At 72.2% G+C, this 14,984-nt stretch carries 15 protein-coding genes and 1 pseudogene; 8 read left to right on the top strand and 8 right to left on the bottom strand.

What is annotated here, in order from left to right; genetic code table 11:
- The first annotated feature begins 6 nt into the window (after positions 1 to 6).
- A complete protein-coding gene (locus ACFUJ1_RS01065; protein ID WP_378641120.1) occupies positions 7 to 690 on the top strand; it encodes a response regulator transcription factor in 684 nt (227 codons plus the stop codon).
- Positions 683 to 1,708 carry a sensor histidine kinase gene (locus tag ACFUJ1_RS01060; protein WP_378641118.1) on the top strand — a complete coding sequence of 342 codons (1,026 nt, stop codon included), beginning with the start codon at positions 683 to 685 and terminating at the stop codon, positions 1,706 to 1,708. The genes ACFUJ1_RS01065 and ACFUJ1_RS01060 overlap by 8 nt, the downstream gene beginning before the upstream one ends.
- Here ACFUJ1_RS01060 and ACFUJ1_RS01055 read toward each other — a convergent pair whose 3' ends face one another.
- Complete coding sequence (locus ACFUJ1_RS01055; protein ID WP_378641116.1) at positions 1,709 to 2,767, bottom strand: NAD-dependent epimerase/dehydratase family protein; 1,059 nt, start codon at positions 2,765 to 2,767, stop codon at positions 1,709 to 1,711. It lies immediately after the preceding gene.
- 284 nt (positions 2,768 to 3,051) lie between these two features.
- Here ACFUJ1_RS01055 and ACFUJ1_RS01050 point away from each other — a divergent pair, with 284 nt between their 5' ends.
- Positions 3,052 to 4,077 carry an esterase/lipase family protein gene (locus tag ACFUJ1_RS01050; protein ID WP_378641114.1) on the top strand — a complete coding sequence of 342 codons (1,026 nt, stop codon included), beginning with the start codon at positions 3,052 to 3,054 and terminating at the stop codon, positions 4,075 to 4,077.
- 25 nt (positions 4,078 to 4,102) lie between these two features.
- Here the strand turns inward: ACFUJ1_RS01050 and ACFUJ1_RS01045 are convergent, their stop codons facing one another.
- Positions 4,103 to 6,061, bottom strand: coding sequence for a nitrate- and nitrite sensing domain-containing protein (locus ACFUJ1_RS01045; protein WP_378641112.1), 1,959 nt, complete (start codon positions 6,059 to 6,061; stop codon positions 4,103 to 4,105).
- Positions 6,062 to 6,184: 123 nt separating this feature from the next.
- Here ACFUJ1_RS01045 and ACFUJ1_RS01040 point away from each other — a divergent pair, with 123 nt between their 5' ends.
- Both ACFUJ1_RS01040 and ACFUJ1_RS01035 read left to right on the top strand, forming a co-directional pair.
- On the top strand, positions 6,185 to 6,931 hold the full coding sequence (locus ACFUJ1_RS01040; RefSeq protein WP_378641110.1) for an SDR family NAD(P)-dependent oxidoreductase: 747 nt from the start codon (positions 6,185 to 6,187) through the stop codon (positions 6,929 to 6,931).
- 89 nt (positions 6,932 to 7,020) lie between these two features.
- Positions 7,021 to 7,416, top strand: coding sequence for an SRPBCC family protein (locus ACFUJ1_RS01035; protein WP_378641108.1), 396 nt, complete (start codon positions 7,021 to 7,023; stop codon positions 7,414 to 7,416).
- Positions 7,417 to 7,640: 224 nt separating this feature from the next.
- Here the strand turns inward: ACFUJ1_RS01035 and ACFUJ1_RS01030 are convergent.
- Both ACFUJ1_RS01030 and ACFUJ1_RS01025 read right to left on the bottom strand, forming a co-directional pair.
- Positions 7,641 to 7,853, bottom strand: a pseudogene (locus ACFUJ1_RS01030) (hypothetical protein); the annotation flags it as partial.
- 163 nt (positions 7,854 to 8,016) lie between these two features.
- Positions 8,017 to 8,967 (bottom strand): ankyrin repeat domain-containing protein, encoded by a 951-nt coding sequence (locus ACFUJ1_RS01025; protein WP_378641106.1) that lies wholly within the window; start codon positions 8,965 to 8,967, stop codon positions 8,017 to 8,019.
- Between the two features lie 386 nt (positions 8,968 to 9,353).
- Between ACFUJ1_RS01025 and ACFUJ1_RS01020 the strand changes: the two genes are divergently transcribed.
- Positions 9,354 to 9,716 carry a VOC family protein gene (locus tag ACFUJ1_RS01020; protein ID WP_378641104.1) on the top strand — a complete coding sequence of 121 codons (363 nt, stop codon included), beginning with the start codon at positions 9,354 to 9,356 and terminating at the stop codon, positions 9,714 to 9,716.
- Positions 9,717 to 9,724: 8 nt separating this feature from the next.
- On the opposite strand, the gene ACFUJ1_RS01015 is transcribed toward ACFUJ1_RS01020, so the two are convergent.
- The 4 genes from ACFUJ1_RS01015 to ACFUJ1_RS01000 form a co-directional block, all read right to left on the bottom strand.
- Entirely contained in the window at positions 9,725 to 10,897 is a 1,173-nt protein-coding gene (locus ACFUJ1_RS01015; RefSeq protein ID WP_378641102.1) for a damage-control phosphatase ARMT1 family protein, read from the bottom strand.
- A gap of 37 nt (positions 10,898 to 10,934) precedes the next feature.
- A complete protein-coding gene (locus ACFUJ1_RS01010) occupies positions 10,935 to 11,324 on the bottom strand; it encodes an SHOCT domain-containing protein (protein WP_378641100.1) in 390 nt (129 codons plus the stop codon).
- A gap of 164 nt (positions 11,325 to 11,488) precedes the next feature.
- Positions 11,489 to 12,358: an NAD(P)H-binding protein gene (locus ACFUJ1_RS01005; protein WP_378641098.1), complete on the bottom strand. Its 870-nt coding sequence runs from the start codon at positions 12,356 to 12,358 to the stop codon at positions 11,489 to 11,491.
- A gap of 130 nt (positions 12,359 to 12,488) precedes the next feature.
- Positions 12,489 to 13,247: a TetR/AcrR family transcriptional regulator gene (locus ACFUJ1_RS01000; RefSeq protein WP_378641096.1), complete on the bottom strand. Its 759-nt coding sequence runs from the start codon at positions 13,245 to 13,247 to the stop codon at positions 12,489 to 12,491.
- A gap of 136 nt (positions 13,248 to 13,383) precedes the next feature.
- Between ACFUJ1_RS01000 and ACFUJ1_RS00995 the strand changes: the two genes are divergently transcribed.
- Positions 13,384 to 14,307, top strand: a complete 924-nt coding sequence (locus tag ACFUJ1_RS00995; RefSeq protein WP_378641094.1) for an oxygenase MpaB family protein — start codon at positions 13,384 to 13,386, stop codon at positions 14,305 to 14,307.
- A complete protein-coding gene (locus tag ACFUJ1_RS00990) occupies positions 14,304 to 14,969 on the top strand; it encodes a TetR family transcriptional regulator (RefSeq protein WP_378641092.1) in 666 nt (221 codons plus the stop codon). Before ACFUJ1_RS00995 ends, ACFUJ1_RS00990 begins: the two co-directional genes overlap by 4 nt.
- Positions 14,970 to 14,984 lie beyond the last annotated feature (15 nt).

Raw genomic sequence — 14,984 nt, 5'->3', positions numbered from 1 at the left:
GGCACCGTGTGCATTCTCGTCGCCGATGACGACCCCGTGGTCCGTGAGGTGGTGCGGCGCTACCTCGAGCGCGACGGGCTGACCGTGCTGGAGACGGCCGACGGCGCCGCGACCACCGCCGCGCTGCGCGACGCGGAGGTCGAGCTCGCCGTGCTCGACGTCATGATGCCCGCCCCCGACGGCATCGACATCTGCCGTGCCGTGCGCGCGGGCCCGCGCCCGGACCTGCCGGTCATCCTGCTCACCGCGCTCGGCGAGGAGGAGGATCGGGTGATCGGGCTGGAGGCGGGCGCCGACGACTACGTGACCAAGCCGTTCAGCCCGCGCGAGCTGGCGCTGCGGGTCGCCTCGGTGCTGCGCCGCGCCCGCCCCGCGCCCGCGCCGGATCGCGGGGTGCTGCGCGACGGCCCGATCGAGCTGCGCCCGGCGGCCCGCTTCGTCGCGGTGCACGGCGGCGCGGTGGAGCTGACCCCGCGCGAATTCGACCTGCTGGAGTTCCTGCTGCGCCATCCGGGTGCGGTCTTCGCCCGCGAGGAGCTGCTCGCCCGGGTGTGGGGCTGGGACTTCGGCGACCTCTCCACGGTGACCGTGCACGTGAAACGGCTGCGCGCCAAGCTCGGCGACCGGCACCGCATCGACACCGTCTGGGGCAGGGGCTATGCCTGGCGCCGGGAGCCCGCCGATGGATGAGTCGACCGCCCAGCTGATCGGCTACACCGCCGCCGGCTCGCTGCCGGTGGTGCTGGCCGGGGCGATCGTGCTGCGCTACACCGGGAATCGCTCGCTGACCACCAGCATGGTGGCGCTGGTGCTGATCCCCATCCTCTCGGCGCTGGCGGGCATGGTCGCGGTCAGCGGGCTGATGTTCACCGAGGAGCTGCACCGCACGCTGGTCGTGCTCGGGGTCGTTGCCGCGGTCACCGTGCCCGCCGCCGTCGTGCTCGGTCGGCAGCAGGCACGGAAGACCGTGTGGGAGAAACAGATCCGTGCGCAGGAGCGGGCCGCCGAACAGTCCCGCCGGGAACTCGTCGCCTGGGTCAGCCACGACCTGCGCACCCCGCTGGCCGGGATCAGGGCCATGTCCGAGGCGCTCGCCGACGGGGTGGTCGCCGGCGACGCCGACGTCACCCGCTACGCCGGCCAGATCGGCCGCGAGGTGCACCGGCTCTCCGGCATGGTCGACGACCTGTTCGAGATGTCCAAGATCAGCGCGGGCGCGCTGCGACTCGAGCTGGAACCGGTCGACCTGCGCGAACTGGTCGACGAGGTGCTGGCCGCCAACCGCGCCACCGCCGAACGCGCCGCCGTCGCGCTGCACGCCGAGCACCCCGGCACCAGGCTCACCGTCGCCGCCGACGACCGCGCGCTGGTCCGGGTGCTCACCAACCTGGTGTGCAATGCCATCGCGCACACCCCGCCCGGCGGCCGGGTCGCGATCTCCGCGGGGGCTGGCGCCGGGCACGCGTGGGCGCGGGTGGACGACACCGGCCCCGGCATCGCCGAACTCGACCTGCCGCGGATCTTCGACATCGCCTACCGCGGCACCGCCGCCCGCTCCCCGGTCGCCGCGGACGGGCTGCCCGTCGGCAGCGGCATGGGGCTGGCCATCGCCGCCGGGCTGGTGCGCGCGCACGCGGGCGACATCACCGCCGAGAACCGCGAGCGTGGCTGCCGCTTCGAGGTCCGGCTGCCGCTGCCGCGGTACTGATCACAGCCCCGGCGCGCCCGCCCCGGCGGCGAGCCGCAGCGGCGCGAAGGCGAACTCGGCCAGCCCCCGTTCCGGTCGCACCAGGGCCGAGAAACCGAGCAGCCGCCGCGCCGCCTCCGGGCTCGCCACGATGTGCCGCACATCGCCGGGCCGGAACTCCCCGGTGACCACCGGCGCCGGGCCACCGCGCGCCTCGGCCAGCACCGCGGCCACCGCGCCGATCGTGATCGGAGCCCCGGAACACACATTGAGCGCGGTGAACCCGGGCAGCGGCTGCTCGACGGCGGCCAGATTCGCCGCGGCGATATCGGTGACGTGCACGAAATCCCGCGCCTGCGCGCCGTCTTCGAACACCCGGGGTGGTTGCCCGGCCTCCAACGCCGAGCGGAAGATGGCCGCGACTCCGGAGTACGGGGTGTCGCGCGGCATGTCCGGGCCGTAGACGTTGTGGTAGCGCAGCGCGGTCACCGAGCCGCCGGTGGCCGCGACCCACGCGACCGCGTAGTGCTCCTGGGCGACCTTGCTCGCCGCGTAGAGGCTGCGCGGGCGCAGCGGCGCCGCCTCGGGGACGAGCTCCCAGTCCAGATCCTCGCCCGCGCTGCGATGATCGAAGTGCCCGGCCGCGAGGTCCGCGCGGTCCCGCTGGCCGACCTCGACGATCCCGCCGTCCGCCGCGCGGTAGCGGCCCTCGCCGTAGACCACCATCGACGATGCCAGCACCAGCCGCGAACAGCCCGCCTCGGCCATGGCGGCGAGCAGCACCGCGGTGCCGAGGTCGTTGTGCGCGGCATAGGCGGGCGCATCGGCCACGCTCACCCCGGCTCCGACCACGGCGGCCTGGTGGCACACCACATCGACCCCGCGCAGCAGCGGGGCGAGGGCGTCCCGGTCGCGGACATCGACCCGGTGGACCCCGTCCGGCGCGGGGGCGTCCGGACCGTGCGCCGCGGGCAGCATGAGGTCGGTGGCGATCACCTCGTGCCCGGCCGCGGTCAGCGCGCGGTGCACCTGCGCGCCGATGAACCCGGCCGCGCCGGTCAGCAGAATGCGGAGCGTCATGGCCCGATTGTTGTCCGGTGGCGGGTCCGGAGCCGCCGCGACAGTCCGGCCGTCACTGTTTCGTCACGACCTCGACCGCGCGGTCCGGCATCGGGGTCGCTTCCGCCCGGTGGTGTACCGGAGGGCGGGGTCGTGCGGGTCGTCGGATGTTCCGCGACGTCGAATCCGGCATCGGGACGGTAACACCCCTCGACAATGACCCATCGGCACCCGAGTGCGGCTGCGCGACTTAATCTCCCGATCGTCCGACGAGATCACCGATACCGCTCCGGGAGAGGTCGCACGTGCACCGAGGCCAGCGTCGCCACTACGTCAGGGCCGCGATCATCACCGGAACGGCGCTCTTCGGGATCGCCGCGGTGGGGATCGGCCCCGCGGCCGCCGACCCCGACCAGACCTCCGGCAGCTCCGCGACGGGGTCGACCGGCGGTTCGGTCGACACCGTTGGTTTCGGTCCGGTCCAGACATCCTGGGCCGCGGCGACGAGATACGCGCGCACCCGGCCCGATGTCGCACCGCCCGGTACCAACGACTGGTCGTGCCTGCCGAGCGCGGCGCACCCGCGCCCGGTGCTGCTCGTCCACGGAACATGGTCCAACGCATATGGATTCGCCGGCCTGAGCGGGCCGCTGGCCGCGGCCGGTTACTGCCTGTTCACGTTCAACTACGGTGCCGCCGACCTGGCCGGGGGCGGGGGAGTGATGCCCATGATGCGCCCCGCCGTGTACGGCTCCGGCGACATCGCGGAGTCCGCGCGGCAGCTCGCGCGGTTCGTCGAACGCGTGCTCGCCGCGACCGGGGCGAGTGCGGTGGACATCGTGGGGCACAGCCAGGGCGGGCCGATGTCGCGCTGGTACCTCAGGTACGAGGGCGGCGCCGCGGTGGTCCGCCGCGAGATCACCATCGGCGCGACGAATCACGGCACCACCATGGCCGGGATCGGCGCCATCGGGCAGGCGGCGACCGACTTCGGCGGCCCCGCCATCGGGCCGGTCGTCGGCCGCGCCACCAGCCAGCAGATCGCCGGCTCGGAGTTCCTCACCGCACTGAACGCGGGGGGCGATACCGTGCCCGGCGTGGAGTACACCGTGATCGGGACCCGCTACGACACCGTCAGTACCCCGTACGAGGCCACCTTCCTCGAAGCGGGCCCCGGTGCCCCGGTCACCAACATCACCCTGCAGGACGGCTGCGAGCAGGACCGGTCGGACCACTTCGAGATGGTGTACTCCCCGCGCACGCTCTCGATCGTCCTCGCGGCTCTCGATCCCGGCACCGGCTCGACACCGACCTGTACCGCCCACGGGTGAACCGGTCCGGGGGCGGGTCGCGTCGTCAGTGGCTCGACCGGCTCCAGGAGCCGCCGGTGGCCGTGGGGAGTTCCTCGGCATCCGCGGCGATCAAGGGGGAGGGCAGCAGCACCGAAGCCCGCACGCCGCCGTAGTCGGACTCGGTCAGCTCCACCCGGATCGCGTGCCGTGCGGCGAGGTTCGCCACGACGAACAGGCCGAGGCGGGAGTCGGCGGCCGGTGCGGCGCCGCCGAAGTCCGGGACGTCGGTGAGCTTGGTATTGGCCTCGAGGCGCGCGGCGCCGGTCATGCCCATGCCCTGGTCCTCGATCACGATCAGGACGCCGTCCGCCACCGCGGCCCCGGACAGCTCGACCCTGGACTCCGGCGGGGAGAAGGCGGTGGCATTGTCGACCAGCTCCGCGAGCAGGTGCACGATGTCGGCGACCGCGACACCCTGGATCCGGACCGCGGGGACCCGGCTCACCCGCACCCGCGCGTAGTCGAGCGTCTCCGCGATGGCGGAGCGGATCAGGTCGACCAGCGTGACCGCGGTGCGCCAGCGCCGCCCGACCTGCCCGCCGCCGAGTACCACCAGGTTCTCGGCGTTGCGGCGCTCCCTGGTGGCGAGGTGGTCGAGCCGGAACAGCGTCTCGAGCAGCGCGGGGTTCTCCTGCTTCTGTTCGGCCTGGTCCAGGAGCTCCAGCTGGCGGTGCACCACCACCTGGCTGCGCCGGGCCATGTTGAGGAAGACCGTGCGCACCCCCTCCCTGGTCCGCCGCTCGGTCACCGCGGCGCCGATCGCCGCGCTCGCCGCCCGCTCGAAGGCCGATGCCACCTGGCCGATCTCGTCGGTTCCGAAGTTCAGGTCGAGCGTGAAGCTCTCCCCGTCCGCCCCGCGGTCGGCGCCGAGCCGGGCCATCGTCTCCGGAAGCCTGCGGTCGGTCAGGTCCATGGTCGCGGCCCGCAGCCGCCGCAGCCGCCCGTTGACCCGGTTCGCCAGCAGCAGCGAGATGGCGAGCGCGAGCACCGCGACGGTCAGGACCGCGGCCCCGGTCAGCCAGGAATTGCGCTCCACCGCGGCGGCGTTGCGATCCGCCAGCCGCTGGGTGTCCTCGATGTGCGCGTTCCACTGGTCGAGGAGCTGCTCCGCCAGCTCCTCGGCGGCGGTCGACCACCGGCCGGTCGCCTCGGAGCGGTCCGCGTCGCCGCCCCCGGCGCGGACCGCGGCGCGCCCGAGCGCCGCGTCCTCGGAACCGGTGACGAGCTGCCAGATCGCGCTGCCGAGCAGCGCCGTCGTGCGGTTCCGCTTCTCCTCGTCGAGGTCCTTGCCGAAGCTGGCGAGTTCGCCGCGGTAGTAGCCGGACTGGTGGGAGAACTCCGTGGCGGAGACGTCGGCGGTGCCGTCGGTGAGGTCGAGCGCCAACCCGAGCGCCGTGCTCCGGGACAGGCTCTCCGCGGTGCGCAGCAGCCGCATGGCCTCGGCGAGCTCGACGCCTGCCTCCGCGTCCGGCACCGCGTCGCGCGCCTTGGTGGCGCCGATCAGGATGACGTCGAGCAGGCCGCTGTAGAACCGGTACGCGTCGGTGATCGGCAGTCGCCCGGTGTCGGCTCCCGTCCGGACCGCGAGCAGGCTGCCCATGAGCCTCTCGAAATCGGCGGCGGGCGAGGCGACCTCGGCATCGAGCGTGTTCATCCTGGTCTGCATCCCGGCCGCGGCGCGCAGCGCGGCGTCCAGCTCCGCCCGCCGTCCGGCGAGTCGGGTCGTCGAAGACTGGTCCCCGGCCAGGTGGGTCATCGTCGCCAGTCGTTCCCGCTGCACCGCGGTCACCAGCGCGGTCGTCTCCGGTAGCGACTGCTGCATCTGCGCGGCCCAGTCGGACGCGTGTCTGGCATCGGTGATCAGCAGCCCGGTGACGGCGCCGCCGACGAGTAGGACCGCGGCACTCGGCACCAGGGCGACGGCCAGAATCTGTGCCCGGACACCGGGCCTGAGCGTTCTCACCGGTCGAACATATGGAACTCGACAGCAAAGAGAAGTGAATTCTCACAATGAGTAGTGTTATTTTCGGGCAGGCCGATGCGCTGCCCCTCGGTCTGTCGAAATGCCGACATCGTAGGAGGGCACGTGTCGTTGAGCGGGAAAGTCGCTTTGGTCACCGGGGCGACCAGCGGAATCGGCCGGGCGACAGCGGAATTGCTCGCCGAGCGCGGTGCGCACGTGGTGGTGTCCGGGCGCGACGCCGGGCGCGGCGCCGAGGTCGTGCGGCAGATCCGCGACGCCGGGGGCGTGGCGGAGTTCGCGGGTGGCGAGCTGTCGGGGGCCGCCGACGCGCGAGCGCTGGTTCGCGCCGCCGAGGAGCTCGTCGGCCCGGTCGACATCCTGGTCAACAATGCCGCGATCGCGGTCTTCGGCGCGACGGCCGCGATCGCCGAGGACGACTTCGACGCCTGCTACGCCATCAACGTGAAGGTGCCGTTCTTCCTGGTCGGCGCCGTCGCGCCGGGAATGGCGGCGCGCGGGGGCGGGGTGATCGTGAACCTCTCCACCATGGTCGCCTCCTTCGGCACCGCCGGATCGGCGGTCTACGCCTCCAGCAAGGCGGCGCTCGAGCTGCTCACCAAATCCTGGGCGGCGGAGTTCGGCCCGCACGGGGTGCGGGTGAACGCGGTGGCGCCGGGGCCGACGCGGACCGAGGGCACCACCGCGCAGTACGGTGCGGAGCGGTTGGCGGCGCTCGGCGCGCAGGCGCCTGCCCGGCGGGTCGCCGAGGCGCGGGAGATCGCCGAGACCATCGGGTTCCTCGTCGGTGACGAGGCCACGTTCGTGCACGGCGTGATCCTGCCCGCCGACGGCGGCCGCACCGCTGTCTAGCGCCGAGGGGATGGGGACGTCGTCCACGAGCCGGCCCCTTCCAGGCGCGGCGTGTGCGCACGCTCCGGTTCCCGCGCCAGGATGCACGTATGAGACCGACACTGCGTGACCGGCGCTGGACCGTGCACCGCCACATCCCGGCCGCACCGGAGGTGGTGTGGGCGCTGCTCACCGACCTCACCGCCTGGCCGCGCTGGGGCCCGACCGTGCGCGGCGCCTCCATCGACGGCGGGCAGGTGGTCGAAGGCGCCCGCGGCACCGTGACCACGTCGGTCGGGGTGCCGCTACCCTTCGTCATCACCGACGTCGACCCGGGACGCCGCTGGTCCTGGACGGTCGCGGGTGTCCCCGCCACCGCACACGGCGTGGAACCGTCCACCGACGGCTGCGAAGCGTGGATGTCCGCTCCACTGTGGGCGCCGGCGTACCTCCCGGTCCTGGCACTCGCCCTGACTCGCATCGAACACATGGCCGGCGGGCGCTGAAACCCAGCCGGCTCACCACCCATCTGCGGCGGCAGCGCGAATTTTAGACACCCTCGGGGCCGAGAACCAGACCCCGGCGTTCGGCGCCCTGCGCGAGGGTGGCCATGAGGTAGCGGTCCTGCCCCTCGGGCGTATCGAGACGCCCTGCGCAACCGCCGGTCAGCGGTGATGGTCGACCGGAAGCAGTTCGGTGGGCAGGCTGTCCTGATCGGCCGCCAAGGAGAGCCGACGAGCTCGATCAGCGCCCGGTCGTGCGGGTTGCGCCCGGCTTCGGAGCGGAGCAGGGCGGCGGCGTCGCGGGCGATCTGGTCGTAGTCGACGAAGAAGGCGCGGGCGGCGTCGGGGTGCAGGGCGGTGGCGAGGGAGTCGAGCACCGATTCCGAGGCGCCGGCCAGGCTGCCGCGTTCCATCCGGACGTAATGGTCGACCGAGACGCCGCCAGGTGTACGCACTACGCACTCCACCTCAGCCACCGAGGCTGCGGTCGAGCAGCGCCTCATGGGCCGCCGACAGTATGCGCTCGCACATCAACTCCCGACCCAGAAGCCCTGAGGGCGCTCGGGACCGCGATGACGGCCACCAGTTCGGTCGGCCGGGCAGTCAGGGTCGGTACCGATAGTCGCCGTCGGGCACACGGAGCCACATGTCCGGTGGTCCGGCGAAGGCGCGCGCGTCGCGCGGGCGCAACCCGGCCCACGCGCAGCAGTAGGCGAGGACGTCGAACCGATACAGGTACGAGGTGAGGATGTCCTCGGCGGAAGCATCGTCGGGCGGGTCGAGGGCGGGACTGATATCCGAGCCGGTGAGCGCGCCGTCGAGACTGGTGCTGCCCTGGCAGCCGCTCTTCGGGTTGAAGTACATCCCATAGCATTTCGTGCCGGGAGATAGGCGGGTGGAGATGCCGGGCATCGAGGCGATGTAGGACCAGGGTTGGGCGATCGCGCAGCCGCCGGGCACGTCGGTCGCCCACATCGTCAACTCGGTGTCAGCGGACAGGGGCCAGCCCGCCATGTCGTCCGGAGTGACCGATCCCGCCGGCACGACCTCGGCGTCCAACCGGCGGACAGCCTCGGCCGCGTCGATGCCCGCGACACAGACCAGGCTCATCCCGTCGATCCATGGTTTGCCCAGTGCCGTGGTCAGCTGGCGTTTTTCCTCGACCGAGGCCTGTTCGGCGGCCGACAACGCGCCGGTGACCAGCGGATGCTGCCCAGCCAGGCTCAGCCTTGCCGGGGACCAGCCCGCCATCATCGGTCGCGCCGGATCAGCGCCCGCGGCCAGCAACGCGCGGGCGTTGTCGTGACGGTCGGCATACACCGCACGCCACAACGCGGTGCGGCCCCACGCCATCGCGTCGACATCACCCACCCGCGACGCTACCTCCGCCACCACCTCCGCAGACCCGTACTCGGCGGCCATGTCCAACGGTCTCTGCTGGCCGGGCAGTAGGACATCGGGGTCGGCACCCGCTTCCAGACGTGCGCGTATCCGCCCTGGATCGGTCCATGCCGCCCAGCCGAGGCCGGCCCAGCCGCCCTGCTCATCATGCATGGCTACAGTGTGCCTTCTCGAACATGTGTTCGACACCCTGCTGTGTCGGTCACGGTCACACTGCATGGAATCGGACCAGTCAGCGCGGGCCTGTGAAAGATCGACGAGCCGAGGAATTTCGGCGCGAGCCGAGTACGTGCACATCGGCAGTTGAGTGCGTTCGTCGGCCGACGCTGCGTCGGCGTATGTGCGATGGGTTGCCCTGTGCCCGAGGCGATGTGGGCGGCGAGGATGTAGTCGGCGCGCCGTTCGAGGTCGTTTCGAGCGCGGTCGTAGCGCATCGTCGTGCGGGGGTCGGCGGGACGCGTGGCGATCTGCATATCGCGTAGGTCGACACCGGCGTCGAGCACCGCTGCCGACGAGCCACGCTCGGCCATACTGGCGGCATGGCGAATCGCTGGGTGGGTGTGACGGTCGACTGCCTCGATGTCGAACGGGTGGCGCGATTCTGGAGTGCACTGCTGGAGCGGCCCGCCGGGCCGTCGCGGTCCGGCTGGGTTTACCTCGGCGAGCGCGGAGATGCTCTGCCGCGCATCGTGTTCCAGCCGGTTGCCGAGCCGGCGCGGGGGAAGGTGCGGGTGCACCTCGATGTCGCGGTGGAGGATATCGACCGCGGCGTCACCGAGGTCGTCGAGCTGGGCGGGCGGGCCACCGGTGAGCGGCACGACTACGAGCAGGGCGTCGTCGTGGTGATGGCCGATCCCGAGGGCCACGAATTCTGCCTGGTGCAGTACTTCGACGAGCCTTGATCGGGCCGCTACTCCCGGGCTCCGGGTGCGGCGCTGATGAGCGCGTGGGTGCCGCTGGTGCGCCAGCCGGGGTCGTCGGTGTCGAGGGTGTGCTCCTGCTCGGCGGTGAGCCCGACCACGACGTCGGACTTCAGTGTCCGCAGCGCTACGACCGCCGCCGGGAACGCCCCGGTTGTCTCGGCGAAGGGCGTGGTGGCTGGCCAGTGCCGGTCACCGACCAGGCGCCGGTAGTTCAGGTCGCCCTTGAGCACGGTGACCTGCGCGCCGGCCAGTTGCCGGGCGAGGTCGTCGGGCATGTCGGCGAAGGGGAGCGGGGCGCAGAAGAATTCGTGGGTGTCGATGATCAGCCGCGCGGTGCCGATGTGGTCGGCGAGCCGAGCGGCGAGGTTGTCGGCGGTACGGGAGGGTGACGTGCGCAGCAGCGCGAGGGTGGCGAGGACATCGGCCGTGGTGGCGTCGGAGACGAAGTAGGGCGCGGGCTTGACCCACAATCTGACCTCGGCGGCGATGCCGGTGGTCAGCAGGTGGTCGATCAGGATCAGGTCGGGCAGGAGTTCGCCGGCGGCGTTGTCGGCGATCAGGTCGAGCCTCGGTGCGGCCGCACCCTCGAGTGTCGACCACAGCTGGGCGCTGTCGTCGATGAGGAGCGCTTCGGAACTCTCGCTCGCGGTGGCGGTGAGCTGGAATCCGAGGTCGGCGCGGTTGCCCCACAGACAGGCCGGCAGGAGCTGGGTGCGTGGGTCGAGGGTGTCGAGCCGGTCGAGAGCGTCGAGCTGGCCGGTGACCGTGGTGCCGTGCAGTTCGGCGGTCTTGAACGGGGCGAAGGGGTCGATGCCGCGCCAGGGGCCGGGGCGGTGGTAGCCGGTGGCCTCGAGCAGTCGCCGGTAGAAGAAGCTCTCCGCCCACAGGAACGGCGCCTCACCCCACGGCTTGCCGTAGTGCTCGGCGCCCCAGTCCAGCCAGCGGCCGCGGTCGGCGGTGTTCTCCGACAGCGGCCGCATCTCCCCGCCGATGCTCTCGGCGAGCAGTGCCTCCAGCGCGGCGCGTTGAACGGGGGTGTAGGGCAGGGCGTCGAGGACGCGCGCGATCAGTTTCGGGTGGCGTTCGTGGAAGACGGCGCGGGCGAAGGAGCCCGGGGTGCCGGCGAGGATGGGCTGCGGGATCGGGGGTGTCGGCACCATGTCCACTATTCGACCAGAGTCTCGGCCGCGCGGTGGTTCAGGCGTGGCTCAGGGCCTTGGTCTTGAGGGCGTCGAACTCCTGGGTGGTGATGGTGCCCGCGTCGAGCAGCTCCTTGGCGTGCGCGATCTCCTGGGCCGGGGAGCGCCCGGCCGCCTCGCGGATGTAGGCATCGGTATCCCGCTTGGTCGACGCGGCGTAGTCGCGGGCCCGTTCGGCCATGCCCCGGCCGCGGGCGATCAGGTACACCAGCGCGGTGAGGTAGGGGAGCACGATCAGCCCGATGAGCCAGACCGCCTTGATCGCGCCCGAGGTCTTGTGGTCGCGCCAGAACAGGTCGACCAGGATGTTGAACAGGATCATGAGGTAGGCGACGAACGCGAAGATCACCACGCCCGCCCACAGGAAGTCCCAGAAAGAATCCCACATGGTGTCTCTCCTCCATCGATGAGCACGGCAGCGAGTCGGCAGGCGGGAACAGCGACCGCGCGAGACGCTGATCGGAGCCTAGAGCAGCAACTCCGCGATTCGGTGCAGGCCGCGGCCCCGAGTTTCCGGGACCGAGGTCCTCGGCGCGCTGCTCGGGATGCCGCTCACGCCGGGGCTCCGGTGAAGGCGGGCAGGTGTGCGGTGAGCACGGTGGCCGCGTCGAGCGGCTCGCGGCCGAGCAGTTCGGCGACGGTCGTGGTGACCCGGGCGTGCAGCCCGGCCTCGACGCTGCGGTCGATCCCGAGGGCGACTTCGGCGTAGTAGCCGGGCACTCCGCGCGCGGTCATCGCGTTCCGCATGGTCTCGGCGGTGGTTGGCGTGTAGGTGATCTCGCGTCCGAGCAGCTCACCGAGCACGACCGCGAGCTGCGGCAGGGTGCGGGCCTGCGGGCCGGTCAGCTCGTAGGTGCGCCCACGGAGGGCGGGGTCGAGGACCAGGGTCGCGGCGACCGCGGAGATGTCGGCGGGGGCGATCATCGCGATCCGGCCGGTGGGCGAGGTGCCTGCCCAGCTTCCGCCGGCCGCGATCGACGGCGCGGCGGTGCGCAGCAGGTTGGTGGTGAAGTAGGCCGGGCGCAGGATCGTGTGCGGCACACCGGAGCGCACCAGGTGCTGCTCGATCTCCGCGTGCCAGCGGCCCACCGGATTCGGTGAGTCCGGGGCGGTGTCGATGGTCGACAGCTTGATCAGGTGCGGTAGACCGCTCGCGGCGGCGGCGTCGATGAACGCCTTCTCCAGCTCGGTCTGGCGCGGATCGGTGCCCACCGACAGGAACGCGACCTCCACTCCGTCGAGCGCTCGGGCCAGCAGCTCCGCGTCGTCGAGCGGGCCGACCAGCAACTCCACATCGCGCACCGCGACCTCGGCCCTGGCCCGGTCCCGCGCCAGCGCGCGGACCGGAACACCCTGTGCGCGTAGCGATCGCGCGAGTCCGGAGGCCACCTGTCCGGTGACGGCGGGAACGAGAACGGGCACGGCACACCTCATCTGACTAGACAAAACTATAGCCAGATGGACGTTAGTCGAACCCGGCCGTCAGGGGCAATCTCGAACGCCGAGTCCCGGTCGAGCGCGCGGTCGGCGCGCCGGCGCGGCTCACCTCTGGTCAGGCGGATACTGCTGCTCCCGGAGTCGCCAGGAGGGAGTCGGCCAGGGCGCCGAGGTGTCCGGCGGGGCGCCCGGCGGGGTGTAGCCCGGCGATCGCGAACGCGCCGACGATCGCGAGGTGGAGGTGGGCGGCGAGCCGGTCGCCGTCGGCGACACCGAGACGTGCGGTCAGCGCGCGCAGCCGCCGGGCCAGCTCGCGGTCGTGGTCGAGGCAGCGCTGCCGGACTTCGGCGTGGCCGGACTCGGCGGCGATATTGACGAAGGCGGACCCGCGGTAGCCCGCCCGCGCCGCCAGCTCCTGGAACCCGGCGAGGTGGGCGTCGAGTTCGTCGCGCGGATCGCTGTGCTCGGCGGCGATCCGGTCCCAGCGGGCCCAGAAGTTGGTGTCGTGGCGGTGCAGTACCGCGAGCACGAGGTCGTTCTTGGTGGGGAAGCGCCGGTACACGCTCGCTTTGGCCGTCCCCGTCCGCCGGACGAGCTCGTCGACGCTGATCGCGTGGACGCCGTGCTGATAGAAGAGCTCGGCCGCGGTCTCGACGAGCCGGTCCCGCAACGCGGTACCGCGGAGCTGCTTGCGCTCGGCGGGCGGGGCCGGCTCGCCGCCGTGCGCGGGGGAGTGCTGCTGCCGAGCGGGATCGCGGCGCTGCCGGTGGCCGGCGGGATGGCTGTGGCCCGGCCCCGGCCGGAGCCGGTCGGTCGGGGCCGGGCGGCGCCCGGCCGGAGTCGAGGCCGGTAGATCCATCGGTGTGCGCAGCACTGTTTCCAGCGTTCTTGCAGGAGCCTTCTTCCGCATGCCGGGAAACAGTATCGTAGGTACTGATCTAGTACTAATCGTACCCCTGCGAGATGGTACATTCAGTGATCAATTAGTACCACTTATACCGAGGGGCGCCGTGAACGCGATCAAGCACAACATCCTCACCGCCATGGAACGCATCGGCGGCCGCCACGACGACCCGGCCGTCTACGGCGGGCCCGCAGGCGACCCGGGGCTCTGCGGTCCGGGCAGCGTGTCCTGGAAGATCACCGCCGATCTCGCCTCGGTGATCAACGCCGCGACCGCGGCGATCGTCATGGAGTTGCTGCATCCCTCGGTCATGGCCGGGGTCGGCCAGCTGTCCAACTACCGGGAGGACCCGTTCCGGCGCGCCCGCACCACCCTCGGTTACGTCCTCACCACCACCTTCGGCAACACCGAGGCGGCGGCCGGGCTGATCGGGAAGGTCAAGGCGATCCACGGGCACATCCACGGCACCAGGCCCGACGGCGTGCCCTTCGACGCCCTCGATCCGGAGCTGCTCACCTGGGTGCACACCGCCATCCCGTGGATGATCCTGCGCAGCTACGAGCGCAACAACTCCCCGCTCACCCCCGGCGAGCGGGACCGATACCTCGCCGAACAGGCCGTCATCGGACGGCTGGGCGGCGCAGGCGACATCCCGGAGACGATGGCCGAACTCGCGGACTACGTCGAGGCGATGCGCCCCCGGCTGGCCGTCACCGAGCAGACCCTGGAGTTCTTCGAGTTCCTCATGACCGCACCGCTGCTGCCGATCCGCGCGCCCGGCCCGCTCGACCGCGCGCTGCACGCCTACGTCGCGCACGCGGGCATGAGCCTGGCCCCCGAGTGGGCGCGCCGGCTGACCGGCTACCACCACGCACCGCTCACCGACGCCCTGATCTTCGCGCCCTACCTGCGCACGAGCACGCCGCTGACCCGCTGGGTCGTCGGCGAACCTCCCTACGCCGGACAGGCAAGGCTCCGCGCGGGTGCGACGCCGGTGGCCGAGCAGCCGTTGGCGATAATCAGCCGATGAGCCCAGAGCCGGTCACGCTGTCGGAGTTCCTCGACCGCGCCGCCACCCACCGGGTCGCCGACACCGACGCGACCGCGCACCGCATCCTCGACGCCGCGGTCGCCGAGGCGGGCGCCGTCGGCCTGGACCGGGTCCGGATGGAAGACGTCGTGCGCCGCAGCGCCCTCGGCCGCACCACCGTCTACCGCCGCTTCCCGAGCCGGGACGACCTGGTGCGCGCCCTGGTCGCCCGCGAGACCGAACGCTTCCTCGCCGCGGTCACCGCGGGCATGGACAGCGTCGACCGCCCCAGCGACCGCGTGGTGGAGGCCTTCCTGGCCGCGGTCTCCTTCGCCCGCGCGCACCCCATGCTGCGCCGCATGGGCGAGAGCGCGCCCGGGTCCGTGCTCGACCTCGCCACCACGCCCGGCATCGAATTCCTCGACACCGGAACCGCGTTCATCGCCCGCCACCTGCACGGCGGTCGCCCCGGCAAGCCCGCGCGCCAGGCCCGCTGGGTCGCCGACGTCTTCGCCCGCCTGTTCCTCACCTACCTGGCCCTGCCCCCGCTCGACCCGGACGTGCGGAACGACACCGAACTGCGCGCGTTCGCCCGAGCCGTGCTCACCCCGATGGCCGAGAGCGCCGCGCCGGCCGATGCGACCGGGAAGCGCGTCCGGTAGCGCGCCGCGGCCCCC

This window comes from Nocardia sp. NPDC057227, assembly GCF_042669725.1.
Taxonomy (GTDB): domain Bacteria; phylum Actinomycetota; class Actinomycetes; order Mycobacteriales; family Mycobacteriaceae; genus Nocardia; species Nocardia asteroides_A.
The sequence above is the reverse complement of the archived record's forward strand: the minus strand, read 5'-3'. Positions and strand labels throughout refer to the sequence as shown.

What these genes read in the sequence shown, in the direction of transcription:
- ACFUJ1_RS01060 (WP_378641118.1), top strand. Translation starts at nt 683, where the DNA reads ATGGATGAGTCGACCGCCCAGCTGATCGGCTACACCGCCGCCGGCTCG.
- ACFUJ1_RS01055 (WP_378641116.1), bottom strand. Translation starts at nt 2,767, where the DNA reads ATGACGCTCCGCATTCTGCTGACCGGCGCGGCCGGGTTCATCGGCGCG.
- ACFUJ1_RS01035 (WP_378641108.1), top strand. Translation starts at nt 7,021, where the DNA reads ATGAGACCGACACTGCGTGACCGGCGCTGGACCGTGCACCGCCACATC.
- ACFUJ1_RS01025 (WP_378641106.1), bottom strand. Translation starts at nt 8,967, where the DNA reads ATGCATGATGAGCAGGGCGGCTGGGCCGGCCTCGGCTGGGCGGCATGG.
- ACFUJ1_RS01020 (WP_378641104.1), top strand. Translation starts at nt 9,354, where the DNA reads ATGGCGAATCGCTGGGTGGGTGTGACGGTCGACTGCCTCGATGTCGAA.
- ACFUJ1_RS01015 (WP_378641102.1), bottom strand. Translation starts at nt 10,897, where the DNA reads ATGGTGCCGACACCCCCGATCCCGCAGCCCATCCTCGCCGGCACCCCG.
- ACFUJ1_RS01010 (WP_378641100.1), bottom strand. Translation starts at nt 11,324, where the DNA reads ATGTGGGATTCTTTCTGGGACTTCCTGTGGGCGGGCGTGGTGATCTTC.
- ACFUJ1_RS00990 (WP_378641092.1), top strand. Translation starts at nt 14,304, where the DNA reads ATGAGCCCAGAGCCGGTCACGCTGTCGGAGTTCCTCGACCGCGCCGCC.